At 74.9% G+C, this 25,448-nt stretch carries 25 protein-coding genes; 11 read left to right on the top strand and 14 right to left on the bottom strand.

The genetic code is table 11. The annotated features are described in order from the left end of the window. Positions 1-417: 417 nt before the first annotated feature. Positions 418-1,692, top strand: coding sequence for an MFS transporter (locus tag ACFV20_RS33680; RefSeq protein WP_385664031.1), 1,275 nt, complete (start codon positions 418-420; stop codon positions 1,690-1,692). 13 nt (positions 1,693-1,705) lie between these two features. On the opposite strand, the gene ACFV20_RS33675 is transcribed toward ACFV20_RS33680, so the two are convergent. The 10 genes from ACFV20_RS33675 to ACFV20_RS33630 form a co-directional block, all read right to left on the bottom strand. Continuing rightward, entirely contained in the window at positions 1,706-3,103 is a 1,398-nt protein-coding gene (locus ACFV20_RS33675; RefSeq protein ID WP_385664019.1) for a PfkB family carbohydrate kinase, read from the bottom strand. Further along, positions 3,100-3,735: an SIS domain-containing protein gene (locus tag ACFV20_RS33670; protein ID WP_385664017.1), complete on the bottom strand. Its 636-nt coding sequence runs from the start codon at positions 3,733-3,735 to the stop codon at positions 3,100-3,102. Before ACFV20_RS33670 ends, ACFV20_RS33675 begins: the two co-directional genes overlap by 4 nt. A gap of 75 nt (positions 3,736-3,810) precedes the next feature. Next, positions 3,811-5,088, bottom strand: coding sequence for a glycosyltransferase (locus tag ACFV20_RS33665; RefSeq protein ID WP_385664015.1), 1,278 nt, complete (start codon positions 5,086-5,088; stop codon positions 3,811-3,813). Then, a complete protein-coding gene (locus ACFV20_RS33660; RefSeq protein WP_385664012.1) occupies positions 5,085-6,050 on the bottom strand; it encodes a glycosyltransferase in 966 nt (321 codons plus the stop codon). The genes ACFV20_RS33665 and ACFV20_RS33660 overlap by 4 nt, the downstream gene beginning before the upstream one ends. After that, positions 6,047-7,108, bottom strand: coding sequence for a glycosyltransferase family 9 protein (locus tag ACFV20_RS33655; protein WP_385664009.1), 1,062 nt, complete (start codon positions 7,106-7,108; stop codon positions 6,047-6,049). Before ACFV20_RS33655 ends, ACFV20_RS33660 begins: the two co-directional genes overlap by 4 nt. Further along, positions 7,105-7,713, bottom strand: coding sequence for a D-glycero-alpha-D-manno-heptose-1,7-bisphosphate 7-phosphatase (locus ACFV20_RS33650; RefSeq protein WP_385664007.1), 609 nt, complete (start codon positions 7,711-7,713; stop codon positions 7,105-7,107). The genes ACFV20_RS33655 and ACFV20_RS33650 overlap by 4 nt, the downstream gene beginning before the upstream one ends. Then, positions 7,710-8,783: a glycosyltransferase family 2 protein gene (locus ACFV20_RS33645; protein ID WP_385664005.1), complete on the bottom strand. Its 1,074-nt coding sequence runs from the start codon at positions 8,781-8,783 to the stop codon at positions 7,710-7,712. Before ACFV20_RS33645 ends, ACFV20_RS33650 begins: the two co-directional genes overlap by 4 nt. Further along, complete coding sequence (locus ACFV20_RS33640) at positions 8,780-10,456, bottom strand: carbamoyltransferase (RefSeq protein WP_385664003.1); 1,677 nt, start codon at positions 10,454-10,456, stop codon at positions 8,780-8,782. The genes ACFV20_RS33645 and ACFV20_RS33640 overlap by 4 nt, the downstream gene beginning before the upstream one ends. Before the next feature lie 64 nt (positions 10,457-10,520). Beyond that, positions 10,521-11,486 (bottom strand): NAD-dependent epimerase/dehydratase family protein, encoded by a 966-nt coding sequence (locus ACFV20_RS33635; protein WP_385664000.1) that lies wholly within the window; start codon positions 11,484-11,486, stop codon positions 10,521-10,523. A 204-nt stretch (positions 11,487-11,690) separates the two neighbouring features. After that, positions 11,691-12,218, bottom strand: coding sequence for a hypothetical protein (locus tag ACFV20_RS33630; protein WP_385663997.1), 528 nt, complete (start codon positions 12,216-12,218; stop codon positions 11,691-11,693). Between the two features lie 417 nt (positions 12,219-12,635). On the opposite strand from ACFV20_RS33630, the gene ACFV20_RS33625 reads away from it, so the two are divergent. Both ACFV20_RS33625 and ACFV20_RS33620 read left to right on the top strand, forming a co-directional pair. Next, positions 12,636-13,268, top strand: coding sequence for a hypothetical protein (locus ACFV20_RS33625; protein WP_385663994.1), 633 nt, complete (start codon positions 12,636-12,638; stop codon positions 13,266-13,268). Next, complete coding sequence (locus ACFV20_RS33620; protein WP_385663991.1) at positions 13,265-13,798, top strand: hypothetical protein; 534 nt, start codon at positions 13,265-13,267, stop codon at positions 13,796-13,798. The genes ACFV20_RS33625 and ACFV20_RS33620 overlap by 4 nt, the downstream gene beginning before the upstream one ends. A 15-nt stretch (positions 13,799-13,813) precedes the next feature. Here ACFV20_RS33620 and ACFV20_RS33615 read toward each other — a convergent pair whose 3' ends face one another. Continuing rightward, positions 13,814-14,137, bottom strand: a complete 324-nt coding sequence (locus ACFV20_RS33615; RefSeq protein ID WP_385663988.1) for a hypothetical protein — start codon at positions 14,135-14,137, stop codon at positions 13,814-13,816. A gap of 188 nt (positions 14,138-14,325) precedes the next feature. Here ACFV20_RS33615 and ACFV20_RS33610 point away from each other — a divergent pair, with 188 nt between their 5' ends. Beyond that, positions 14,326-15,180: a fructosamine kinase family protein gene (locus ACFV20_RS33610; protein WP_385663985.1), complete on the top strand. Its 855-nt coding sequence runs from the start codon at positions 14,326-14,328 to the stop codon at positions 15,178-15,180. Between the two features lie 4 nt (positions 15,181-15,184). Here ACFV20_RS33610 and ACFV20_RS33605 read toward each other — a convergent pair whose 3' ends face one another. Next, complete coding sequence (locus tag ACFV20_RS33605) at positions 15,185-16,843, bottom strand: catalase (protein ID WP_385663983.1); 1,659 nt, start codon at positions 16,841-16,843, stop codon at positions 15,185-15,187. A 213-nt stretch (positions 16,844-17,056) separates the two neighbouring features. Here ACFV20_RS33605 and ACFV20_RS33600 point away from each other — a divergent pair, with 213 nt between their 5' ends. Next, positions 17,057-17,683: a hypothetical protein gene (locus ACFV20_RS33600; protein WP_385663980.1), complete on the top strand. Its 627-nt coding sequence runs from the start codon at positions 17,057-17,059 to the stop codon at positions 17,681-17,683. 55 nt (positions 17,684-17,738) lie between these two features. Here the strand turns inward: ACFV20_RS33600 and ACFV20_RS33595 are convergent, their stop codons facing one another. Beyond that, entirely contained in the window at positions 17,739-17,975 is a 237-nt protein-coding gene (locus ACFV20_RS33595) for a hypothetical protein (RefSeq protein ID WP_385663977.1), read from the bottom strand. Positions 17,976-18,303: 328 nt separating this feature from the next. Between ACFV20_RS33595 and ACFV20_RS33590 the strand changes: the two genes are divergently transcribed. The 6 genes from ACFV20_RS33590 to ACFV20_RS33565 are packed head-to-tail and all read left to right on the top strand — an operon-like array spanning position 18,304 to position 23,658. Next, entirely contained in the window at positions 18,304-19,824 is a 1,521-nt protein-coding gene (locus ACFV20_RS33590; protein ID WP_385663975.1) for an ATP-binding protein, read from the top strand. Continuing rightward, on the top strand, positions 19,821-20,243 hold the full coding sequence (locus ACFV20_RS33585; protein WP_385663973.1) for a roadblock/LC7 domain-containing protein: 423 nt from the start codon (positions 19,821-19,823) through the stop codon (positions 20,241-20,243). The genes ACFV20_RS33590 and ACFV20_RS33585 overlap by 4 nt, the downstream gene beginning before the upstream one ends. Next, positions 20,240-20,602, top strand: a complete 363-nt coding sequence (locus tag ACFV20_RS33580) for a DUF742 domain-containing protein (RefSeq protein WP_385663971.1) — start codon at positions 20,240-20,242, stop codon at positions 20,600-20,602. The genes ACFV20_RS33585 and ACFV20_RS33580 overlap by 4 nt, the downstream gene beginning before the upstream one ends. Then, positions 20,574-21,200, top strand: a complete 627-nt coding sequence (locus ACFV20_RS33575) for an ATP/GTP-binding protein (RefSeq protein ID WP_385663969.1) — start codon at positions 20,574-20,576, stop codon at positions 21,198-21,200. The genes ACFV20_RS33580 and ACFV20_RS33575 overlap by 29 nt, the downstream gene beginning before the upstream one ends. Further along, positions 21,197-22,435 (top strand): cytochrome P450, encoded by a 1,239-nt coding sequence (locus ACFV20_RS33570; RefSeq protein ID WP_385663967.1) that lies wholly within the window; start codon positions 21,197-21,199, stop codon positions 22,433-22,435. The genes ACFV20_RS33575 and ACFV20_RS33570 overlap by 4 nt, the downstream gene beginning before the upstream one ends. Beyond that, positions 22,432-23,658: a cytochrome P450 gene (locus tag ACFV20_RS33565; RefSeq protein ID WP_385663964.1), complete on the top strand. Its 1,227-nt coding sequence runs from the start codon at positions 22,432-22,434 to the stop codon at positions 23,656-23,658. Before ACFV20_RS33570 ends, ACFV20_RS33565 begins: the two co-directional genes overlap by 4 nt. 268 nt (positions 23,659-23,926) lie before the next feature. Here ACFV20_RS33565 and ACFV20_RS33560 read toward each other — a convergent pair whose 3' ends face one another. Then, entirely contained in the window at positions 23,927-25,417 is a 1,491-nt protein-coding gene (locus tag ACFV20_RS33560) for a helix-turn-helix domain-containing protein (protein WP_385663961.1), read from the bottom strand. Between the last annotated feature and the right edge of the window lie 31 nt (positions 25,418-25,448).

Genomic DNA, 25,448 nt, shown 5'->3' with positions numbered 1-25,448 from the left:
GCAGCGGCTTGGTGGCCCGGGTGCGTCCGGCGCTCCGGGTACGGGCAATCTCCCTTTACCGCCGCTCACCCCGTGGGTGCGGGCCCCCTCGCGGCGCGGCCCCGGGCCCCGCTCCCATGTGCGTGTGATCAACCACACTGTGGTCTCAACGCCTTTGTGAGGGCGGCTCCTTGGAAGCTGCGGACGGCGGATCAAGGCCAGGCGGAACCGCTTCTCCGGCCCCCTCTGCCACGATGGTCGGCGCCGTACCCGTCGAGGGGATCCACCGTGCAGCGCCGCCGGTGTGACGCGCCCCTCGTCCCCTCCTCCTGAGTCCTCCGACTCGTCTTCGAGTACCGCACTGTGTCTTCCCTCTCCTCCCCCTCCCCTGCCCTGCCCGCCTCCCGCTCGCCCTGGCGGTCGCTGCGGTACCGCAGCATGCGCTGGTGGTCCGTTGCGAACTTCGTGTCGAACGCCGGTACGTGGATGCAGCTCACGGTGCAGAACCTGCTGGTCCTGCAGATCACCGGGTCCGCCGCCGCGACGGGGCTGTCCATGTCCGTGCAGGCCGCTCCGGCGCTGCTGATCAGCGTGCTGGGCGGGGCCGCCGTCGACCGGTGGCCCCGCAAGCTGACGGCGGCCGTGAGCCAGGCGGTGCTCGGCGCGATCGCCTTCACCACGGCCGTCCTCGTGGCGCTGGACCTCATCGACATGACCTCGCTGATGGTGCTGGCCGCCCTCACGGGCATCGTCGCCACCGTCGACAACCCGGCGTGCGCGCTGCTGGGGAACGATCTCGTGCCGGCCGAGGACGTGCCCTCGGCCATCGGGGTCGGTGCGCTGGTGCACCAGGCGGGCCGGCTGGCGGGAGCGGCCCTTGCCGGTGTGGCCGTGGGGTTCCTCGGCACGTCCGCCGCGTACTTCGGCAACGGGCTGTCGTTCCTGTTCGTGGCCTCCGTCATCCCGTTCCTGCGCCCCGCGGCGGGTGCGGCGCGGCGGGACGTCCCGGTTCCCGACGACACCGTCGCCGGCCCCGGGGAGACCCGCAGCGGCACCGGGCCGGACCTGACCGTCCGGGAGGGGCTGGCCTACTTCTGGCGGCGGCCGCGCCTGGTGGCGCTGGCGGGTGTGACGGGCATCAGCTCCGTCTTCGGCCGCAACTACGGGCTCACCCTGGCCGTGCTCGTCACCGGGCCGCTCGCCGGTGGTGCCGGTTCGTTCGGCACGGTGTCCACGGTGCTCGCCGTCGGCGGCATCCTCGGCGCGGTGCTCGGCGCGCGGCTGCGCAAGCCGTCGGTGCGGCTCGTGGGGGCGCTGGCGGCCGCGGGGGCGTTGCTGCAGGTGGTGGCGGGGCTGTCGCCGTCGCTCGCGGTGCTGATCGCCCTGGTGCTGCCGATGGCCGTGGTGGAGTCCGTCTCCGACACCGCCGGCACGGCCGTCCTGCAGACCGACCCGCCTGCGCACATGCGGGGCCGGGTGCTGGGCGTGTGGGGCAGCATCGGCACGGTGTGGGGTCTGGGCGGCCCGCCCGCGCTGGGCCTCCTGATGGAGCTGGCCGGGCCGCGCGGCGCCCTCGTCACCGGTGGACTGCTCATCGCCGGCGCGATCGGGGCGGGCGCCCTGCTGCGCCGGCGCCGGACCACGGCACCGGTCGTCCTGCGCACGCAGGAACACGAGGCCCCGGGCCGCCCGGCCCTGACCCCGGCGGCCTGACCGGACGCCATGCCTACGGCCGCAGTGCCGTCCGGGCCGCCTTCGCCGCCCGCCGGGCCAGCAGGGTCGTGGAGCGGCCGTCCAGGTAGGGCAGGACCACCGCCTGGCCGCCCCACGTGCGGAGCACCTCCGCCTCGGGCAGGTCCTGGACGGAGTAGTCGCCGCCCTTGACCCAGACGTCCGGCCGCAGGCGGGCCAGAACCGCCTCGGGCGTGTCCTCCTCGAACACCGCCACCGCGTCGACGCTGCCGAGGGCGGTGAGGACCCGGGCGCGGTCCGCCGCCGGGGTGAGCGGCCGGCCCGGTCCCTTGCGGCGGGCGACGGACGCGTCGGAGTTCAGGCACACGATGAGGCAGTCCCCGATCCGCCGGGCGCTCTCCAGCAGCCCGACGTGACCGGCGTGCACCAGGTCGAAGCAGCCGCCGGTGGCGACGACGGTGCCGCCGCGGGCCCGCACCCGCTCGGCGAGCCCGAACGCGTCGGTCGCGGACTCGTCGGCGGGGCCGGGCGCCGACTCGGTCCGCCACAGGCCGGGGTTGCCCGCGCCGCCCGCCGCGACGAACGCCGCCGCCTCGGCCACGGCCCGCTGCAGCGCCTCCTCGGGGAGCAGACCGTCGGCGAGGGCCGCAGCCGCAGTGGCGGCGAAGCAGTCGCCCGCCCCGCAGGGGTCCCCGTCGGCCCGGTAGGGCACCGGCACCAGCATCGGGGTGCCGGGTCCGGGCCGGGCCAGCAGCACCCCGCGTTCGCCGAGGGTGACGGCCACCCCGGCGGCGCGCCAGCGCTGGGCGAGCTCGGTACCCCGCTCGGCGTAGGCGCCCAGCGAGGTCCCCCCGGAGCCGGGATGCAGCGCCCGTGCCTCCGCCGCGTTGGGGGTGACCAGGCGGGCTCCGGGGACGGGCGGGTCGCCGGCGGGGTGCGGGTCCCACACCAGGGGTGTGCGGCGGGCGGCCTCCTCGAGGAGCGGTCGCAGGGCGCCCACGGTGTGCCGGCCGTAATCGGCGACCAGGACGGCGTGCGCGTCGGCCAGCGCCTGCCGGACCGCGTCGCCGGGTTCGCCCGGGGTGCCGCCGCCGCGGTCGATGCGGACGACCGGCCGGCCCTCCGCGAGGACGCGGGTCTTGACCGGCAGGGTGCCGTCCAGCGGGATCTCCAGCAGCCGGACCCGGCCGCGCAGACCCCGTCGTACCGTCTCGCTGGCCTCGTCGTCGCCGAGCGCGGTCACCAGGACCACGTCCCGGCCGCCCCGGGCCGCGAGGGCCGCGGCCAGGCCGGCTCCGCCGGGGTGGCGTCGGTCGCCGGTGACGTCAACGACAGGAGCGGGCGCGTCCGGGGACAGGCGGGTGGCGACGCCTTCGATGTCCTCGTCGAGGAGCACGTCCCCCACCACGACGAGCGGGCGTGGCCCGGTCATGACGTGCCTCCGCGGGTCAGGACCGCGCGCCGCGCCGACGGCGTGGACACGGCCGTGTCGAAGCATTCGCAGAGCAGGTGGACCGCGACGAGATGGGTCTCCTGGACGTTCGCGGTGGCGTCCGCGTCGATGCACAGGGCCTCGTGCGCGGCTTCCGCCAGGGGGTTGGGACCCCGGCCGGTGAGCGCCCAGACGCTCAGTCCGGCCTGCCGGGCGGTGACGGCGGCGGCGATGAGGTTGCTGCTGCGCCCGGAGGTGGACAGCAGCATCAGGACGTCGCCGGGGCGGCCGTGCGCGGTGACCTGGCGGGCGTAGACGTGGTCGAAGCCGTAGTCGTTGCCGATGGCGGTCACGCTGGACGTCTCGGCGTGCAGGGCGAGCGCGGAATAGGCGCGGCGTTCCCGGCGGTAGCGGCCGACCAGTTCGGCGGTGAGGTGCTGGGCCTGGGCGGCGCTGCCGCCGTTGCCGGCGGCGAGGAGCCGGCCGCCCGCCTGAAGCACGTCGGCGAGGCGGCCGCCCCAGTCCGCGATCTTGTCCAGGCCGTTCTCCCGGAACCGTCCCAGGACCTCCTCCAGCGACCGGCAGTGCAGACGGGCGGCGTCGAGGCCGGGCTGTGCAGAAGATTCGCTCATGCGGATCGGGCGCACCGCCGTGCGGGGACGGCGGGGACCCACACCTCCTTCGGACTGTGGGCTGGGGCGGACGGGTCAGCCGGCGTCGGTGGCGGCGGGCTCGGAGTCGAGGACCTCGCAGTAGGCGGCCTCGGTGGCGGCGGCGACCTGACCCCAGCCGTATCTGCTCAGCACCCGGCGGCGGCCGGCCGCACCGCAGGCCGCGCGGGCCTCGGGGTCGGCGAGCAGCCCGGCGACGGCGGCGGCCAGGGCCTCCGGGTCGCCGGGCGGCACCAGCCGTCCGGTGCCGGGGTCGGCGACGGTGTCGAGCTGCCCGCCGACAGCGCTGGCCACCACCGGCACGCCGCAGGCCATGGCCTCCAGCGGGACGATGCCGAACGGTTCGTAGTCGGCGGGGCAGACCACCACGTCGGCGGAACGCAGCAGCGCCGGCACCTTCTCGCTGGGGAGGGCTCCGGTGAAGCGGACGCGGTCGGCGACGCCGGCGTCCCGGGCGATGCCGCGCAGGCGCCGCACCTCCGGGTCGTCGTCGAGCCGCCCGGCGGGCGGCCCGCCCACCACCACCAGCTCGGTGCCGGGCAGCCGGGCCAGCGCGGCGAGGGTCACGGCGGCGCCCTTGCGCGGCACGAGCCGGCCCAGCTGGAGGATCCGGTGCGGGTGGGGCCCGCGCGGCGCGGCCGGGCCCTTGGGGGTGAACCGGTCGATGTCGACACCGCACGGCACGATCCCCACCCGGTGCGGGGGGATGCCCATGCGGGCCAGTTCGTGGACCTCGTCCCGGCAGGTGGCGATGACGCGGTCGCAGTTCAGGCCGATCTCGATCTCGCCGGGTATCCGCTCCGGCGGGCTGGTGTCGGCGAGCCGCTGGTGCCGTCGCTTCACCGTGCCGAGGGCGTGGTAGGTGTGCAGCAGGGGCAGGCCGTGCTCCCGGGTGGCGCGCAGTGCGGCCAGGCCCGACATCCAGTAGTGGGAGTGCACGACGTCCGGCGCCCGGGTGCGCCAGCCGCGCGCGAGGTGACGGCCGAACTCGTCCATGTGCGGCAGCAGTGCGTCCTTGGGGAGCGGTTCGGCGGGTCCGGCGGGTACGTGGTGCACCTCGACGCCGTCGCGCAGCTCGACCCGCCAGGGCAGGTCGGGCGCGTCACGGCGGGTGTGCACGGTGACGCGGTGGCCGCGGTCGGCGAGGGCGCCGGCGAGACAGGCGACGTGCATGTTCTGCCCGCCGGCGTCGACTCCGCCGAGGGCGGCGAGGGGGCTGGCGTGCTCGGAGACGAGCGCGATCGCGAGGACGCCCGGGGCCGGCGGTTCACCGCCGAGCGGTCCGGCGGGCAGGGGACTGAGGGACGGAGTCATGCGCACACCTCCGTGATCAGGCGCTCCCAGTCGGCCAGGAAGCGTTTGAGCCCGTAGCGTTCGAGGGCCGCCTGGCGGGCGCGGGTCCCGTCCGCGGCCGCGGCCTCGGGTTCGTGGAGGTAGTGGCGGGCGGCGCGGGCCAGGACGTCCGGGCGGGTGGTCAGGGTGCCGGCGCCGGGCGGGACCGCCTCGACCGCCTCGGTGGTGGCGAGCGCCAGCACGGGCATGCCGAGGTGCATCGCCTCCAGCAAGGACAGGCCGAGGGAGGTCCAGCGCACCGGGTGCAGGTACATGCGGCGTTCGGCCAGCGCCGTGTGCAGCTCGCTCTGGGGCAGGTCCGCGGTGCGGCAGTGCTCCGGCGGCAGGCCGAGGTGCCGGGCGAGCCCCTCGGTGCCCATCCCGAACACGTCGAGCGGCACCGCGTCGGCGAGGGCGGGCAGCAGGTCGGTGCCGGTGTACCGGGCGCGCCGTACGGGTTCGTTGACGACGACGGCGGCGCGGGCGAGCCGGCCGCTGTAGCGGTGGCCCGGGTCGACGATGCCGTGTTCGATCACGTGGGTGCGGGTGCTGCCGCTGTCCCAGAACAGCCGGTTGAAGTGGGTGACGTGCACGAGAGTCAGGTCGTCGCGGTCGGCGCACGGATGCCGGGTGTCGGGCACGTCGCCGTCGGGCGCGTTGTGCTCCAGGTACACCGCGGGCACGTCCCGGCCCGGCCGGCGCCCGCCGAGCCATTGTTCGGCCAGCGCCGCCTCGTGCGGCCGCTGGAGGAGGACCAGGTCGACCGGCGTGTCGCGCAGGTCGCCGGGGGTGATCTCGCGCACCTGGCCGGGCCAGGTGAAGGTCCGGGCCCGGCCCAGGCCGTCCGGGCCGCGGTCGGGCGTGACGGGGACGAGGTAGGTGTGGGGACCCTGGACGAACGCGGTCGTCCAGGAGCCGTGCACGTGCCACAGCAGGATGTTCATACGGCCGCTCCTCGCTCGGTCTGGTCTCCCCGGTCCGCCGGGCGGTCCGCGAGTGCCGCCACGGCGGCGAGCACCTCGCCGTCCCCGATGCCGTCGAGGCACGGGTGTCCGGGCACCGGGCAGTGCCGGGCCCGGGTCTGTGCGCACGCCGCGTGCGGGTCGCCGAGCAGGACGTGCGGTACGCCGTGGGGCGCCCACCGTTCGGCCGGCACGACCGGCGCGAAGAGGCTGACGACGGGGGTGCCCACGGCGGCGGCGAGGTGCGCCGGGCCGGTGTTCCCGGCCACCACGGCCCGGGCTCCGGCGAGGACACCGGCCAGGTGCGGCAGGTCCGTGGCGCCGCCGAGGTCGAGGCCGTGCCGTCCGGCGACGCGCGCGGTCAGGTCGCGCTCGCCGCTCCCGCCCGTGACCACCACCCGGTGCCCCGCCTCGGACAGGGCGGCCACGGCCCGTGCCGCCCGGCCCGGCGACCAGGCCCGTGCGGGCACGGCCGCGCCGGGGTGGAGCACGACGTAGGGTCCGGGGCCGGTGAGGTGGCCGGTGCCGGGTGGCGGCAGGACGCGCAGCCGGCCGTCGTCGCCGGGCGGCAGTGCGAAGCCCTCGGCGCGGGCCAGGTCGAGGGCGGCCAGGGCCTCGTGGCGGTGCGGTCTCCTGCGGTGCCGGTGGTCGAGGAGCGCGCCCGGGTAGTCCTCGCAGTCGGCGGCGGTCCGTCCGATCCCGGCCAGCTTCAGCAGCAGGGCGGCCGGCAGCGGGCTCTGGTGGTACGACACGAGCACCAGCGCCCGGTCGAAGCGGCCCGCCGTGAGCGTCTCCATCAGCCGCCGGGTTTCGGGGCGCGTGACCGGCGGCGGCTCCAGGCCCACCCAGGGGGCGTCGTAGGTCAGCACGTCGTCGACGCCGGGCAGCATCCGCCCGGCCGCCGCGCCCTGTGGTCCGCAGAGCAGCGCCGTGTACGCGGAACCGGCGGCGACGGCCCGTACGGCGGGCCCGGCGAGGAGGACGTCCCCGGCGCTGTCGAGCCGGACCACGAGGGTGCGGGGCAGGCGGGAGGGGGTCATCGCGGCTCCCGGGCGGGGACGGCCGGTGCGAGGACGAGGCGTACGGCCGCCGGCAGGTCCGGTGCCGTGACGTCGGCCGCCGCGGTCTCCTCGGTGCGCGTCGCGGCCGTGGGGACCAGGACCCCGCGGGCCCCCGCCGCGCGCGCCGCCTCCATGTCGGCTCCGATGTCGCCGATGACGGCGGTGTGCTCCGGTGGCACGGCGAGCCGGCGGCACGCGGCCAGGATCAGCCCGGGTGCCGGTTTGCGGCAGCCGCAGCCCTCGGCCGGCCCGTGCGGGCACACGGCCCAGACGGCGAACGGCCCGAGCAGTTCCTCGACCCGCAGCCGGACGTCCTCCACCTGGCGCCGGGTCAGCAGGCCGCGGGCCACGCCCGACTGGTTCGTCACGACGCCGACCGGCACGCCCGCGGCGCGCACGGCGTCCACGGCCTCGCGGGCGCCCGGCATGGGTGTGACCCGCGACGGGTCGCCGTTGTAGGGCACGTCCGCGACGAGGGTGCCGTCGCGGTCGAAGAGAACCGCGGCGGGGCGGGGGCCGCCCGGCCCGGGCGGGTGCTGCCGCACGGGGCCGGGGAGCAGCCAGGGGCCGGGGGACGGCGTCATGAGCGCAGCCGTTCCCTGGCCGCGGGGCGGGGCGAGGGCGTCGGCTCACCGCTTCCGGACGGGGTGTACCGCGCGGCCTTGCGGTGGGCGACGCGCCCGCGCAGCCAGTGCCAGGTCGCCGCGGGTGGGACGAGCGCGCTGGTCACCGTCATGGTGAGGACCTCGTCGCGGGTGCCCGGGCCGGGCAGGATGCGGGCGAGGGCGAACTCGGCGGTACCGGCGAGCCAGACGGCGGCGCACGCGGCGGCGGCCCGGTGCCGGCCGAGCAGGGCGCAGCCGAGGGCGGACACCCCCGCTCCGGTCAGGGCCAGATGCAGGGGGAGGCGTCCGCGCTGGGCCTGCGCCCGGCGCCACCAGTGACGGCCGTGCAGCCGGGTCATCAGCACGTCGTCGGCGTTGCCCGCCTGGAGCCGGACGGAGATCCAGCGCCCGGCCGGCCGTACGGGGTGGGTGGTGGTGCGCCGGCCGACGGTCAGCGTCCAGCCGGCGTCGAGCAGGCGCAGGGCGAGGTCGGCGTCCTCCCGGAAGGCCCGGCGGAAGCGTTCGTCGAATCCGCCCACGGCCGTCAGGGCGGCCCGGCGGTAGGCCATGTCCGCGGTGATCCAGTGGGCGGTGGCGAGTCCGGCCGTGTTGCGTTCCCAGTCCGTGGGGCGCCGGTCGGCGGGCAGGGGGACCTCGATCCGGGCGGTGATCCCGGCCGTGCCCCCGGCCGCCGCCGCCAGGTCGAGGGTCAGGTCGTCGCCCCAGGTGGCCCCGGGCACGACGTCGTCGTCGAGGAAGACGATCCAGGGCACGTCGCCGGCGGCCCGCCAGCCGAGGTTGCGTGCGGCGGCGGGTCCGCGCGCGCCGCCCGGGACGACGATGGTGCGTGCGCGCAGGGACGGCGGGACGTGGCCGGTGAGGGGGACGCCGTCGGCGGCGGGCCGGTCGTCGACGAGGACCACCCGGACGGGGCCCGGCCCGCTCGCCTCGGCGAGGGCGTGCAGGCAGGCGGCCAGGCTGGGCCGGCCCAGGGTCGGGATCACGACGGCGTAGGCGGCGTCGCCCGTCAGGGCCTCGGGTCCGGTCATCGGAGGCCTCCGGTGTCGGCGCTGCGGGGGTCGGTGCGGAACAGGTCGCCGCGCCGGATCGCGTACGGGCCGATGGCCAGCAGGTCGACGGGTGAGGAGCCGAAGCACTCCAGGGCGTCGCGCGGGTCGTCGACCATGGGCCGGCCGGCGGTGTTGAGGCTGGTGTTGACGACCACGGGCAGCCCGGTGAGCCGTTCGAACTCGCCGAGCATGCGCGCCACCAGGGGTTCCTGCTCCGGGTCGACGGTCTGGATGCGGGCGGTGCCGTCGACGTGCACGACCGCGGGGATGCGCTCCCGCCACGCCTCGGCCACGTCGTGCACGAACAGCATGTACGGGCTGGGCAGCGGCCCGTCGAAGAGTTGCGCGGCGCGCCCGGCCAGGACCATGGGGGCGACGGGCCGGAACTGCTCGCGGCCCTTGACGTCGTTGAGGCGTTCCAGGTTGCCCGCGTGCCCGGGGTGGGCCAGCAGGGAGCGGTGGCCGAGGGCCCGGGGGCCGTATTCGGAGCGCCCCTGGAACCAGGCGACGATCCCGTTGTCCGCCAAGGCGCCGGCGACGGTCGCGGCGATGTCCGGGGGTCGCTCGAAGGGGACGGCAGCGGTCTTCAGCCAGGCGCCGAGCTCGGCGTCGGACCACTCCCGGCCGAGGTCGGCGCCGGTCATGGGCTCCGGTCCGTCGCCCTCCACGGCGGCCAGCAGCAGCGCCCCGCCCAAAGCGGTCCCGGCGTCTCCCGCCGCGGGTTGCACCCACACCCGGTCGAAGGGGCCCTCGCGGGCGATCCGGGAGTTGGCGACGCAGTTGAGGGCGACGCCGCCGGCGAGGGTGAGCACCCGGTCGTGCGTGTGGCCGTGCAGCCAGCGCACCAGGTCGAGCAGGGTCTCCTCCAGCACGGCCTGGGCGCTGGCGGCGACGTCGGCGTGGTCCTGTGTCCACGGCTCCTCGGGGCCGCGGGGGGCGCACAGCTCGTGCCAGGGCACGCCGGTGGCGTGGAAGCCTCCGTCGCCCGTGGGATACACGTGGCGGCGCAGTTCGGCGAGCATGCGCGGCCTGCCGTGGGAGGCGAGGGCCATGACCTTGAACTCGTCGGAGGAGCGCAGGAAGCCGAGGTGCTCGGTGAGGTCCTCGTAGACCAGGCCTAGGGAGTGCGGCAGGTCCTGGGCGTGCAGGGCCTCCAGGCGGTCGCCCACGCGGCGCGCGGCCAGGTGGGAGGCGCGCTCACCCCGGCCGTCGAGGACGAGGACGGAGGAGTTCCCGGCGTCCGGTGCGGCGAAGGCGCTGGAGGCGGCGTGGGCCATGTGATGCGGCACGAAGCGGACGAGGCCGGGGTCGAGACCGGGCAGGGCGGTCGTCAGGAAGCCGGGTGCCTCGCGGGCATAGGTCAGCCGCAGGTGGTCCCAGGGGTCGTCCAGGCCCATCTCCTCGGCCGGCCGGGCGAGTGAGGGGTCGAAGGAGTAGGTGACGGCGTCGAGGTCCTGCGGGCGCAGTCCGGCCCGTTTCAGGCACCAGGCCGCGGCCCGCTCGGGCAGCTCCCAGGCGGAGAACGGCAGGGGTCGCTTGCCGTGCTTGCGCCGGGAGAACCGCTCCTCCTCCGCGGCGGCGACGGTCCGTCCGTCGATCACCAGGGCGGCGGCGGGGTCGTGGAAGAGGGCGTTGATTCCGAGGATGCGCATGGGGAGGCGGGCCTTTCGGCGGTCGGGGGACACCGGACGCGGCGGTGCGGGGCGCCCGGGTGGTTCACTCCTCGGTGCCGGCCTCGCGGAACCAGGCGATCGTGCGCCGCAGCCCCTCCTCGGCCCGCACCTGCGGTTCCCAGCCGAGCTTGTCGCGGGCCAGCGAGATGTCCGGGCAGCGCACGGCCGGGTCGTCCACCGGGCGCTCGATGTAACGGATCTCGGAGGGCGAGGCGGCGAGTTCGACGACCAGGCGTGCCAGGTCGAGCATGGTGATCTCGGTCGGGTTGCCGATGTTGACGGGGCCGCGCATGCCGTGGGCGGCGGCGGCGAGGATGCCGCGCACGGTGTCGTCGACGTAGCACAGCGACCGGGTCTGGTGGCCGTCGCCGGTCACGGTGAGGGGCTCACCGGCCAGGGCCTGCCGTACGAACGTCGGCACCGCGCGCCCGTCGTGGCCGCGCATCCGGGGGCCGTAGGTGTTGAACAGCCGCACGATGCAGGTGTCGGTGCCCTCGGCCTCGGTGTGCGCGGTGGTCAGCGCCTCGCCGAAGCGTTTGGCCTCGTCGTAGACGCTGCGCGGCCCGACGGGGTTGACGTTGCCCCAGTAGCGCTCGTCCTGGGGGTTCTGCTGCGGGTCGCCGTAGACCTCGGAGGTCGAGGCGAGGACGAAACGCGCCCGGCTCGCGTGCGCGAGTTCCAGGACGTGGCGGGTGCCGAGACTGCCGGTCTCCAGGGTGTGCAGCGGGAGGCGCAGGTAGTCGGCGGGGGACGCCGGGGAGGCGAAGTGCAGGACCAGGTCCGGCCGCCGCTTGATCCGCAGTCCCTCGGTCACGTTGGCCTGGACGAGCGTGAAACCCGGGCGTTCGAGCAGCGGCGATATGTTCTCGGGCCGGCCGGTGCTGAAGTCGTCGACGCAGGTGACGGCCGCGCCCGAGTCCAGGAGGGCGGCGCACAGGTGGGAGCCGACGAACCCGGCGCCGCCGGTGACGACGGCGTGCTCCCAGGTCCGTGAGAGGGCGGTGGTCATGGGGTCTCTCCTCCGTCGGCGTCGGCGCGCGGCACGACGGTCGCTTCCCGGCCGGGGTGGGGCCGGAGGGCCGTCGCGCCCACGCTCAGCGTCCGCCGACCGTGCGGGCACGGCACGGCCGCGTACGGCAAACCGGTGAGTGACGGAGGGTGAGAAGTGCGGCGGGGGCGCTGTCCTCACAGGTCAGCGCATTGCACCCGTAGGTCAGGCGATCAGCGCGCGGCCCGGGTTCAGACGGTCGAGGAGCTGGTCCTGGTGCAGGCCGGCGACGGGGGCGAGCAGGTCGGGGTGGCGCAGCAGGGCCGCGGCGTCGCGGTCACTGCCGTCGGGAGCGAGGAGCCTGCGGAACTCGGCAGGTGGGCCGCTCGTGCGGCTGCCCTCGGCGAGCGCGGTCACCGCCCGGTCCGCGAGCACCGGATCGGTGAGCAGGCAGGCCGCCCAGCTGGCCACGACCTCGTCGACCCAGGTGCGCCAGGCCTGTGCGTCCCTGTCGTCACCGAGGGCGGCGTCGGCGCCGGTGACCCAGTCGAGCCGCCCGGAGCCGCCGGGGCCGGCCATGCCGAGCAGGGCGGCGTCCATCGCTGTGGGGTACCTGAGCCGGGCCGCGACCGTCACGGCCTGCCGGGCCTGGACCTCGCACAGGACGCAGGCGAGGGCGCCGCCGGAGGCGGGGAAGGCGCGGGTCAGCCACTGGGCGGTCGCCGCGATGACCGGGGAGAGATCTGCGTGCACTGCCGGGCCGTCCGAGGGGAGGGAGCGGGGATCTGGTCGTAGACGGTAACCGCCGCTCGCCGGCCCCGGACGTGATCGGGACCTCGTCCGGGACGTGGCCTCGGCCACACCACCGCGGGACCGGCCACCACCCGTGCGGCTCGTCCCCCGGGCCCTTCGCGCCGAGTGCTCGCGTAGAGCCGTGTGCACCCCGTGGAGCCGTGTGCACCCCGAGGAGCGTGCCCGCCGTCGCGCCATGTGCACCCCGTGGAGCCGTGTGCCCGCCGTCGCGCCATGTGCACCCCGTAGAGCCGTCCGTCGCCCTGCGCGGGGCGGTGGTGGCCGTTTCGCCGGGGAGGCGTCGGGCACCCGGCCCGCGTGTTCTGCCCCCGACCCGAAACCTCAGGTCCGGCGCGGCGCGCGGGCGCACGGCCGCCGTTGCGCCCGCTGCGCTTCGACGGCTGGATCGCCGGGATCGGCACCGCGTCGGGCACGCGTGTGGTGCTCGGCCACTGGCCCCGCTCGCCGTTCGGGCCGTTCAGTGACGTGATGGTCGAGGGGGCCGACGGGCACCGGCTGCTGCTGGCCCCCACCCACGCGACGGCGGACTTCGTGGCCGCGACGTACGTCTTCGACGAGGTGCGGGTCGTGCCGGTCGAGGTGCGCGTCACCGACCGCAGGTACTGGACCGTCACGTCCCCGCCGTTCGAGGTGGGCTTCACCACCGGCCGCCGGAACCTGCCGGGTCTGGCGCTGCGGGCGGTCCCGGGGCGGCTCGCGTCCCGCCCGGGCTGGATCGCGCTGTGGGACCGGCCCGCCCGTCTGCTGCTGGGAGCACACACCCACGCCGGCGCCCGGGCCGGACGGCACCAGTGGTACGGGGCCCGGGATCTGCACCCGGTCACCTCGGCCCTCGTCACCCGCAACGGCGAGAGCCTCGGCGCTCTCGCCCCCGTCGAGCCCCCCGTGCGTTTCGGGACCGGCTCGACACCCCGACCTCCCTGTCTCGTGCGGGTCACCACGACGGTGACCGTGGAGCAGGGCCGGAGTACGACAGGAGTCGCGTCATGACGGAACAGCGAGCGGATTCGCCGGGCGCCCAGCGTGCCCCGGCCACCGACATGTCCCTGCTGGGCATCTACCTCAACGACCATCTCGCCGGTGCCACCGCCGCGACCGCGCGGGTGCGCTACCTGCTGCGCTCGTGCGCCGGCTCGCCGCTCGCCGACGCGCTGGCCCCGGTCGCCGACGAGATCGCCGACGACCGGTCGAGCCTGCTGGGCATCATGCGGCGTCTGGACGTGCCGGTGCGCCGCTACAAGGTCTATGCGGGCCGGGCGGCCGAGCAGGTGGGGCGGCTGAAGAGCAACGGCAGCCTGGTACGGCGTTCCCCCTTGAGCACCCTGTGGGAGCTGGAGGCGCTGGCGCTCGGGGTGGAGGGCAAACTGGCCGGCTGGGAGACGCTGCGCGATCTGGCGGCCACGGACGAACGTCTGGACCGGCGCCGGCTCGACGAGCTCATCGAACGGGCCCGGCAGCAGCACGCCACACTGGAGGCGCTGCGCCACCGGCAGGTCGAGGTCGCCTTCCGGGGAGCGTGACGAAGCGGACCCGGCTCACCAGAACCTGCTGCTGAGGGCCGGCTGATGGGCCGGCTGCACGGCGTCGCGCAGCCGCAGCGCGACGCTGATGGTGGCGCGCAGCGCGGACGGGGGTACCGTCTGGGCGGTCTCGGTGGCGAGGACCAGGAGGCACGCCGCCGCCTGTTCGACGATCGAGACCGGCAGGATGAAGTCGTTGTCGGCGGCCTCACGGAATGCCTTCAGCGGGGCGGCGGCCCCGTCGACGGCCCGGCGCGCGGCCTGCTCCAGGTGCTGTGCCGCCTGTTCGCACACGGGGGCCGGCAGGGCGATGGTGTGCTGGAACGGTGAACTCGTCATGACCCGACTGCTCCCCCGGCGGTGGCCGGTTCTGTCGCCCGGCGGCGGGATTTCACCGTCCCGCGTGACCGGCGCGTGGCGCATGTCCCGTCACCGGAACGACGTCACGCGTACGGAGATCTCGATGCCTCGCGGCCGATTCGGCTGCTCGACGTGGACCGCGGGTCCCGGCCTGACAAGGAGCTCTCATGACCGTCCGTGCGGAAGTCGTCGCCCGGCTCACCGGGCGGGCGGTCAGCGGTGAGCGGCCCCTGTCGGGGGCCCTCGCCGAAGTCACCCTGGACGACGGGCGGGTCGTGGTCGTCAAGCGGTCCGGCGCGCCGGGGGCGGCACGGGCCGAGGCGGCGGGGTTGCGGTGGCTGGCCGCCGCCGGAAGCGTGCGGGTGCCGGTGGTGCACGGGCACGAGGAGGGCTGGCTGGTCATCGACCGGGTCCCGCCCGGCCGGCCGGGTCCCGAGGCGGCGGTGCGGTTCGGACGGGACCTCGCGACCCTGCACGCCGCCGGGGCACCGGCGTTCGGGGCGGCGCCGCCGGACGGCCCCGTCGACGCGTACATCGGGCTCGCGCCGATGCGCAACGAGCCCGGCACCGACTGGCCGCGCTGGTACGCCGGGCAGCGGGTGCTGCCGTATCTGCGGCGGGCGGTCGACGAGGGCACGCTCCGGTCCGGTGAGGCGGCCGTCGTGGAGCGGCTGTGCGAGCGGCTGCCGGAGCTGGCCGGACCGGCGGAGCCGCCCGCGCGGCTGCACGGCGACCTGTGGAGCGGCAATGTGCTGTGGGCGGCCGACGGGCACGTCCGGCTGATCGACCCGGCCGCGCACGGCGGGCACCGCGAGACGGACCTCGCGATGCTGCGGCTGTTCGGCTGCCCCTTTCCGGAACAGGTGCTGGAGGGCTACCAGGAGGTCGCACCGCTCACGGACGGCTGGGCGGAACGCGTCGGCGTGCACCAGCTGTTCCCGCTGCTGGTGCACGCCGTGCTGTTCGGCCGGGGCTACGCGGAGCAGGCCCTCTCGGTGGCCCGTTCGGCCCTGGCCGGGTGACCCGTCAGCGGGTCACGACGTGCCGTTCGTCGGGGACGCAGTGGGTCATGGTGAGGCCCGCCACGTCACGCGGCTCGTTCTTGCCGAGGTGGGCGAGGCGTTCGCGGTCGTCGTCGGTGAGGTCCTGGCTCGCCAGCGGCTCCAGTCCGGCCACGTCCTGCGGGGCGATGCCCAGTCCTTCGCCGACCCGCAGGCCGAGGTCGTTCTCGACCAGCAGGAAGTGCCAGACCATGCGCTCCTGGATCGCCCGGTCGCACTGGGACAGTTGACCGATGAAGTTCTTCACCAGATCGTCCCGCTCCCAGTCCTCCAGCAGCAGGTAGCGCTGACCGGCCTGGAGGTAGTCGTTGGTGCGCGGGATGCGCTTGCGGGTCAGCCGGCCGGTGATCTCGGGGCCCTGCTCGTCGTGGGTCGGGTAGCGGGCTTCGCGCAGGCCGCCGGTGATGGACGGCTCATAGTTGACCTGCGGGTTCTCTCCTCCGCCGTCCACGTGATACGCCATCTGCCCGTCGCGCTGGTTGGTGCGCACGTCCGCGTTCCTGGCCTGGTTGACGGGCAGCTGCAGATAGTTCGGGCCGACCCGGTGGCGCTGGGTGTCGCTGTAGGAGAAGGTCCGGCCGACGAGCATCTTGTCGTCGGAGAAGTCCAGTCCGTCCACGAGGACGCCGGTGCCGAAGGAGATCTGCTCGTTCTCGGCGAAGAAGTTCTCCGGCATGCGGTCCAGCACCATCCTGCCCACCGGCTTGGGCGGGAAGTCCTGCTCGGGCCACGTCTTGGTGTCGTCCAGCGGGTCGAAGTCGAGTTCCGGGTGGTCGTGGTCGTCCATCATCTGGACGAGCAGCTCCCACTCCGGGTGGTCACCGCGGGCGACCGCCTCGTACAGGTCCTTGGTGGCGTGCCCGAGGGTGTCGGCCTGGACGTTGGCGGCGTCCTCCTCGGTCATGCTGCGCACGCCCTGCTTGGGCATCCAGTGGTACTTGACGAGCTTGGTCCCTCCCTCGGCGTCGACCCACTTGTAGGTGTTGACGCCGAAGCCCTGCATGTGGCGGTAGTCGGCCGGGATGCCCCGCGGGCTGAAGAGGTTGACCAGCATGTGCATGGCCTCGGGCGTCTGCGACATGAAGTCGAAGATGCGGTTCGGCTGCTGCTCGAAGGTCACCGGGTCGGGCTTGAGGGCGTGGATGACGTCCGGGAACTTGATGGCGTCGCGGATGAAGAAGACGCCCAGGTTGTTGCCGACCAGGTCCCAGTTGCCGTCCTCGGTGTAGAACTTGACGGCGAATCCCCGCGGGTCACGGGCGGCCTCGGAGGAGTCGCGCCCGCCGATCACGGTGGAGAAGCGGACGGCCACGTCCGTGCGCTTGCCGGGCTCCTGGAACAGCCTGGCCCGGGTGTAGCGGCTGATCGGCTCGTCGCCCCAGGTGCCGTAGGACTCGAAATGTCCGTAGGCAGTGACGCCGCGGGCGTGCACGACGCGCTCGGGGATGCGTTCCCGGTCGAAGTGGCTGATCTTCTCCAGGAACTGGTAGTTCTCCAGAGTGGCGGGGCCCCGGGCGCCGACCGTGCGCTGGTTCTGGTTGTCGTGGACCGGATGGCCCTGGCGGTTGGTGAGAATCGCGCGGTCGTCGCCCGGAGCGGGGCCGGTACCGGATACGTCCGTCATGTGGGTGGGCTCCTTCGGCTCGTGGCCGCTGCCTGCCGGGTCGTCTGCCGCGAGCGGCGCCCGGCCGGTCCTGGCGGGACGGGCCGGGTACCCGGAGGGGGAGGTCACTCACGTGCCGTCACCCGGTCGGCGGCATGTTCAGGACAGCGACGGCGGCAGGTGCGCCGTCGAGCCCGCGCCCGCGGGCCGGCGGTGGAAGAAGAGAGGAGAGGGATGCGGCACGTCTACTGGCTCGGAGGGGGCAGTGGCGCGGGCAAGTCCACGGTCGCCCGCCGGCTCGCCCGCTGGCACGGCTGGCGCCTGTACGCGACCGACGCCGTGATGGCGGATCACGCACGCCGGACCACCGCCGAGGAGGCGCCCCTGCTGCACGCGTTCCTGGCCATGGACATGGACGAGCGGTGGGTCGACCGGTCCCCTGGGGCCATGCTGGAGACGTTCCACTGGTTCAGGGGCGAGGGCTTCGGTCTGATCGTCGAGGATCTCGCGCGGCTGCCCCGCGACACCCCGGTGATCGTCGAGGGGTTCCGGCTGCTGCCGCACCTGGTGCGGCCGCTGCTGCCCGGTCCCGGACACGCCGTCTGGCTGCTGCCCACCCCCGGGTTCCGCCGGGCCGCGTTCGCACGTCGCGCCACAGCGGGGGGAGGGTTCACGCAGCGCACCCGTGACCCCGAACGGGCGGATCGCAACCTCGCCGAGAGGGACGCCCTGTTCACCGAGCGGCTGCGGGAGGAGACCTCGCGTCTGGGGCTGCCCGCGCTGACGGTGGACGGCACGATGACGGAGGACGAGCTGACCGAACGGGTCGGCGCGGTCTTCGGGCACGTCGAGCGCCGCTGACACGGGAAGGGGCCCGGACCCGCGCGGGGTCCGGGCCCTCTATGGCCGGTGAGCCTCAGCCTCCGTCGAGGCGTGCGCGCAACAGCCCCTTGCCCAGTTCGGCACCCTTGCGGCTGTCCGCCTGGGCCTTGCGGAACAGGTCCGCGACCTCGGTGTCCTTGGCGCGCTCCGCGTCCTGGATGTAGCTCTCCAGGCGCAGGGCGTTGCTCAGGCACGCCTCGACATACCAGATGAGGTTGTAGTCCTTGTCCTGCGTACCGGTCACATCGCCGGTCTCCGATGCACTGCTCATGCGGGCCTCCTTGTCGGGAGCGGACCTCTTCGAGCGCCGGACGGGTACCCGCCCACCCGGCGGGCACACAGCCCGGGTGCGTCGCGGCCCGCGACCGTCCGGTCAGGGTGGGCGCTCCCACGGCCAGACCCCCACACACCGCCAACTCCCCTCCGCTGTAGGGCAATCCCGACAGTTGACCCGGAAGCCCACAGACCCCGATCGCTTTCGGAACGAAGTGGCACTCCACCGTGCGAGATCGGTCGATGACGGTGTGTACTGTGCTGCGGGTGCCTCGCCTGAGCACCTCGGACCCAGCCCTGCCCGACTCCCTCCTGGAATCGACTCGATGATCGAAGTACCGGACCTGGCCGTCGGCGCCCTCGCTCTCGGCACACTGTCCGCGTTCGCCCTCGGCGGCGGGCTGCTGCGCTCCCGGCGGCAGCTGGCCGCGCAGCGCGCGAAGTCGGCCGCGCTGAGGGCTCAACTCGACGGCACCACCCGGGCGTTCATCTCCGAGGTGGAGCATCTGGCGGCACGGCGGGTGCCCGCCGCGGCCCGGCAGGCCGCACACTCCCACGTCACCGTGCCCGGCCCGCTCAACCCGCAGCTGGCCGGCTCACCCCTGGACTCCGCGCTGGAGCAGGTGCTGAAGGGGCTGCACGCCGAACTGGCCGCACAGCGCACCCGGATCGACGCGGCGGCACAGGCCGGGATGCGCGGGGCCACCCGGGAGATCCAGGCGGCGCTGTACCGGCTGCAGGACGCCCTGCGGCAACTGCAGCAGCGTTACGACGACCCCGAGTTGACGCAGACCCTGTTCGAGCTGGACCACGAGAACGAGCAGTCACTGCGGCGCGCGCAGATCGCCGCGGTGGTGTGCGGAGCATGGGTGGGTCTCGCCCGGGAGGAGTCCCACCTCGTGGACGCGGTGACGGGCGGCCAGGCCCGGCTCGCCGGATACCGGCGCGTCCGGGTCGGCAACCACGTCGCGCCCGGTACCGGTCTGGTGTCCCACGCCGTCGAACCGGTCGCCATCATCGTCGCCGAGCTCCTCGACAACGCGCTGCGCCACTCCGCGCCCGACACGGACGTCGTGGTCCATCTCGAGGCGGTCCACCACGGCGTCTGCGTCACCGTGGACGACGCCGGTCTGGGCATGACGCAGGACGAGCGGGACCGGGCCCGGCGGATGGTCGCCGGGTCGGATCCGATCCTGCTGACCGAGCTCGGGGACCCGCCGCGCATGGGGCTCGCGGCCATCGGCCGGCTGACACGGCAGTTCGATCTGAGCGTGGACCTGTCGTCCCCGTCCCCGTACGGCGGGGTGCGGGCGGTGCTGCGCATCGACAGCCACCTGCTGACCCGTATCGACCCCGAAGCGGTGCCTCCGGCGGCCGGCGCACCACGTTCGACCCGACGGGAGGCGGCACCCGGCGCGGGGGGCGTTCCCGGCGCATCCCGTCCCGCGGCCGCCGAACCCCGCACACCCGCACCGCTCCCCGCCGCGAGCGACGATCACGGCTACGGCGCGGAGACGGACCCCGGCGAGGACACCCCGGCGTCCGGCCACCAGGGTCCGCGCGACAGCGGCGGTCTCCCCCAGCGGCGGCGGCGCGGCCGGACCACGGCGGCGGCCGGCCCCGCCGTCGCACCCGCGCCACCACCGCGCGCACGCCGTCCCGAGGAGTCCGCCGCCGCCCTGGGCGCCCTCCAGTCCGGCACCACCGCGGCGCGCACCGCCGCCCGGTCGAACGCCGGCACCGATCCGGCCGTACCTGAGGGTGCCCCGGCCGCGACCACGGCCGACGCGGCGCCCGAGAACACCGACAGCAGCGACGACGACCACGAGGGGGGAACCGCTCGATGACCAGCCGCACGGCGGGGGACACGGCATGGGTGCTCGAACCGGTGCTGGAGGTGCCGCACGTCCAGGCAGCCGTCCTGCTCACCCGCGACGGTCTCGTCACCGGCTACACCGACGCGCTGTCACGGCCGTCGGCCGAGCGGGTCGCGGCCATCACCAGCACCGTGCAGGGCGCCTGCCGTACCGCGGCGGCGGCGTTCGCCGACACCGACCGGGCGGAGATCCGGCAGGTCGTCATCGAGTCGGACCACGGCTATGTGCTCATCGTGCCGACGGACCACGGCACCTGCGTCGCCGCGTACGGCGATCCCGAGGTGCGGCTGGACCTGCTCGCCCACCGGGTGCACTCGCAGGTCGCGCGGCTGGGTGAGAAGGCGATGGCCGCCGGGCCCCGAGGTGCCGACGGCGGCACGCCGGCATGACCGGCCGCCGAGGCGGCCGTCCCCTGGTTCCCGCGTACCTGTCGACCGGCGGGGTGGCGCGGCCCAGCCGTGCGCACCTGGAGCGGCTGTCGGTCCTCACCGGCTCCGGTGAGCCGGCCCCCGCCGACCTGCCCGCCGCCCAGACCGCCCTGCTGGAGGAGCTGGAGCACGGATCGCTGACGGTGCTGGAGGCCGCGGCCCTGCTGCGGCTGCCGGTCTCCGCGGTGCTGGTGCTGGCCGCCGACCTCCTCGACCGTGACCTGGTCCTGGCCCGCGCGCCGATCCCGCCCGCCCGGCGCTTCGACCCCGACCTGCTGAAGAGAGTGGCCGATGGCCTCCGCGACCTCAAACACCGTTGACGCCGAGCCGGGAGATGTCGACGTCCATCTCCCCGACACCGCCCGGGACTTGGTGAAGATCCTGGTCACCGGACCGTTCGGCGTGGGCAAGACGACGCTGATCCGCTCCGTTTCGGAGATCCGGCCGCTGCACACCGAGGAGCGGCTCTCGCAGGCGTCCGCACGCATCGACGATCTCGCCGGCGTACGGGAGAAGTCGACCACCACGGTCGCCATCGACTTCGGCCGGATCAGCCTGCCGGGCGGCATCGTGCTGTACCTGTTCGGCACACCGGGCCAGGAGCGCTTTCGGGCCCTGTGGGACGACATCGCCTACGGGGCGCTCGGCGCGCTCGTGCTGGTCGACGCCCGCCGGATCGACGCCTCGTTCGACGTGCTGGGACTGGTGGAGGAGTCGGGACTGCCGTACGCGGTCGCCTTCAACACCTTCCCGGACGCGCCCCGCCACCACACGCCCGAGCAGGTGCGCGCCGCCCTGGACCTGGAGCCCACGACTCCCATGGTCACGTGTGACGCGCGGGAGACGGGCTCCTCCGTCGACGCCCTGCTCGCCCTGGTCCAGCACCTGATCGACCACCAGCCCCCGGAGCCCCGGTGACCCGTCCCTCCCCCGCCGAGCAGGCGTTCTCCCGCGCGGCCCCCGTCCGCCTCTGGGAGGACGGCTTCGCCCGCGATCCCCACCCCTACTACGCCGCCCTGCGCGCTCACGGCCCGGTCGGCTGGGCGGAACTCGCGCCCGGTGTCCCGGCGTACGTCGTCACCGACCGGCGGGCGGCCCTGGATCTGCTGCACGACACTCAGACGTTCTCGCACGACCCCCGGCCGTGGGAGGCGACCGTGCCCGACGACTCGCCGGTGCTCGGCATGATGCGCTGGCGTCCCAACACCCTGTTCGCGGACGGCGGCGCCCATCTGCGCTACCGCACCTCGCTGATCGACGCCTTCGACCTGGTGGAGCCGCACGACCTGCGGGCCCGGGTGCACCGGGCGGTGCACGTGCTGGTGGGCCGGTTCGGGCCGCGGGGCGAGGCCGACCTGGTGGGCGAGTTCACGCGGCCGCTGATGGCGCTGGTGTTCAACAGCCTCTTCGGCCTGCCGGACAGCGCGAGCGAACGGCTGGACGCCGCGCTGGGCAAGCTGATCGAGGGCGGTGCCCAGGCGGCCGAGGGCGAGGCGGAGTTCGGCGGGTACGTGCTGGAGCTGATCGCGGCCAAGACCGAGCGGCGGGGCGACGATCTGCCGAGCTGGCTGCTGGACCACCCGGCGGGGCTGACGCCCGAGGAGGTCACCTGGCAGGTGTTCCTCACCCTCGGCGCGGGGCACGAGCCGACGGCCAACCTGGTGTCCAACGCGCTGTCCAGGATTTTGGGCAACCCGGCCTACTACTCGACGCTGACCAGCGGCGCCCGACCGGTGACGGACGCGGTGCTGGAGGTCCTCCACCACGAGACACCACTCGCCAACTACGGCATCCACTACGCCCGTACGCCGGTCACCCTGCACGGTGTGTGGATCAGGACCGCGGTGCCGGTGGTGATCTCCTACGGCGCGCTCGCCCAGGCCGCCGAGCAGGAGCGGGGCACGGACCGCCACCCGTCGGACGCCTCGCACCTGTCCTGGTCGGCGGGCCCGCACGCCTGCCCGGTCAAACAGCACACCCTGCTCATCGCCACCGAGGCGATCGAACGGCTCACCCAGTGGCTGCCCGACCTCGAACCGGTGCTGCCCCGCGAGCGCCTGACGTGGCGGCCCGGCCCGTTCCACCGTTCGCTGACGGCGCTGCCCGTGCGTTTCAGCCCCCGCACCCCCGACCAGCCAGGAGGACGTCCGTGACCGTGACCGACCGCATCGCTCTGGACCCGCTGGGCGCCGACATCGCCGCCGAGAGCGCCCGGCTGCGTGCCCTCGGCCCGATCGTGCCCGTGGAGCTGCCGGGCGGCATCCCCGCGTGGGCGCCGACGCGCCACGAGACGCTGAAGGAGCTCATCCTCGACCCGCGGGTCAGCAAGGACCCGCGGCTGCACTGGCGGCTGTGGGGCGAGGTCGGCGAGAACCCGTCCTGGGCGTGGATCCTGGGCTGGGTCGGCGTGGTCAACATGCTGTCCACGTACGGCGCCGACCACACCCGGCTGCGCAAGCTGGTCGCGCCCAGCTTCACGCACCGGCGCACCGAGGCGATGCGGCCCCGGGTGGAGTCGATCACGGCGGAGCTGCTGACCGCGCTGGAGGCCGCCGACGGTGACGTCGTGGACGTCAAGGAGGGGCTCGCCCATCCGCTGCCGATGCGGATGATCTGCGCACTCATGGGCGTGCCCGACGAGCTGCGGGAGGACACCGGCCGGCTCATCGCGGCCATCATGGACACCTCCGACCCGAGCCCGGAGCACGCGGCGTCCGTGCAGGAGCAGATCGGGACGGTGCTGCCGGCACTGATCGCCCACCGGGCCGCGCACCCCGGGGACGACATGACGTCCGAGCTGATCCGGGTCCGCGACGAGGACGGCGACCGGCTGAGCGACGAGGAACTGCTGTACACGCTGCTGCTGGTGATCGGTGCCGGGTACGAGACCACCGTGAACCTCATCGGCAACGCGGTGGTCGCCCTGCTCCGCCGGCCCGAGCAGCTGGCGGCCGTCCGGGCCGGGGAGATCGGCTGGGACGCTGTCGTCGACGAGACGCTGCGCGTCCACCCGTCGATCGCGTCGCTGCCGCTGCGGTTCGCCGTCACCGACCTCGCCGTCGGCGGGGTGACGATCCCGGCCGGCGACGCCATCATCACCACGTACGCCGCGGCGGGGCTGGATCCCGAGCACTACGGGCCGGACGCCGACCGCTTCGACGCCACGCGCGGCGCCGACGACCATCTGGCGTTCGGCATCGGCGTCCACCGCTGCATCGGGGCGCCGCTGGCCCGGCTGGAAGCCCTCACCGCGCTGCCCGCGCTGTTCGGCCGGTTCCCGGATCTGCGCCTGGCCGCCGGCGACGAGGGACTGCGGCAGGTGCCGTCGTTCATCGCGTTCGGCTGGCAGGAGATCCCGGTGCGGCTACGGGGCTGACGCCCCGGAAAAGGAGGGCGCCGCGCGCGGGTCCGGCACCCCGGAGGGAGCCCACCTGCGCCATGCGGGGCGCGGGAGCGCGACCGGTCCCCCGTTCCGGTCGAGCCCCCGCGACGAGTCGAACCTACGTCCCGGTCCGAGGCCTTGTGAACCGTGTCGATGCCCACTGCACGCGTGCCGGGGCTCACCCGTGCACAGCCGCGTCCGGATGGCCCGGGTTCGTCCCGCCCGGACGGGGCCGTCCGGTTGCCCGGGAGGCAAAACGGGGTCACGCCGGCGGCGGGAGGACCGGCAGGTCGAGGTCGCCCACGGTCAGGTGCGCCAGGACGACCTCGTACAGGTCGGTGCCGGCAGCGAGCAGTTGGCGCTCCAGGACGGGTTCGGCGCTGCGGACGTGCTCGCGCACGGTCTGGGCGTGCACCCCCAGGGCCTGGGCGGCGCGCTCGGCGTTGCCGCCGACGGCGATCCAGGTGCGCAGCGTGCGGCGCGGATTGCGGGCGTCGGCGTCGAGCCGCCCCAGCAGGTCCCGGCCCCAGGTGCGCACGGCGGGGCCGGACAGCAGGTCGGCCAGGCGCGGGTCCGGGTCTCCCGCACCGTCGGCGGGTGCGTCGGGCAGGCCGATGCGGGTGTTGAGCGCCAGGTGGACCACGGCCCGGACCGTGAGGTCGGCGAAGTCGGTGCCGAGCAGGGTCTCGACGCGTTCCATGCGGGCGCGGACGGTGTTGCGGCTGACGCCGAGGACCTTGGCGGCGTTGACGGCGGTGAACTCCAGGCCGAGCCGGGTGGTGGCGAGGAGCTCGGCGCGGGTGTGGTGCGGCAGGGCGTCGAGGGGGCGCAGCACCCGGAAGGTCCAGGCGCGCAGTGCCACCGGGTCCATCAGGCGTTCGGGGTGGGTGCGCTCGGCGTAGACGGCCGTCTTGTCGGCCCGGAAGTGGGCGACGGCCAGGGCGCTGACGGCCTGCCCGTAGGCGGTGGCGGTCTGGGCGAGGCTCTGGCGGACGCTGCCGCCGAGGAAGAGGTCCGAGTGGCGTCCGACGAGGGACCGCAGCGCCTCGTCCGTGGTCTCCCGGGGGCTGACGACGATCACGTGCCCGTCCATGGCCGGGCAGCGCACCACCAGGGCGTCCTCCCGGGTGGTGTCGAGGCATTCCTCGGCGATGCGGTCCCGCACGGCGGGAGCGGACTCGACGACGTACACGCACGCCGTGTCGGCGTCGAGCAGGCCGGGCCAGAGTCCGGCGGCGACGCGGCGGGCGGCGATGGTGTCCTCGACCATCAGCAGCTGCAGGATCGCCAGGCGCAGGTCGGCGGTGGCCCGGCGCAGCCGGTGCCCGGCCGCGGTCGACTCCCTCGCCGTCAGCAGCAGCTCGATCACCTGGGCGGTGTGCGTGACGACGCCGGAGGCCCGCCGGTCGAAGGGGTCCTGCCGGGAGACGGCCAGCACGCACGCCTGGGAGGGGTGGTCCACCCTGACCAGGCGCAGGTGGCGCTCCGCGCTCTCCCAGGCCGCGGAGGCGATCCGGCCGGCGGTGATGTCCGCGACCAGGCCCTCGTCCAGGGCGATCCGGTTTCCGGCGACGAGGTTCCCGGCGGCGTCCTGGAGGGCCACGGTCGCGCCCAGGGCCCCGGACAGCCAGGCGACGACTCTGCGGACGTCGCGCCCGGCCGGGCGCAGATGCTCGAGCAGTTCCTCCGCCCACTCCGGGCCCGTGCCGGTCTGCGCCTCCCGCAGCCCGTTTCCGTCCTCTCCGCCAGCCACCTGGGCCTTCCCCTCGCTTTTCGTGCCGCCT

It is taken from the genome of Streptomyces sp. NPDC059696 (genome assembly GCF_042733745.1).
GTDB lineage: Bacteria > Actinomycetota > Actinomycetes > Streptomycetales > Streptomycetaceae > Streptomyces.
The sequence above is the reverse complement of the archived record's forward strand: the minus strand, read 5'-3'. Positions and strand labels throughout refer to the sequence as shown.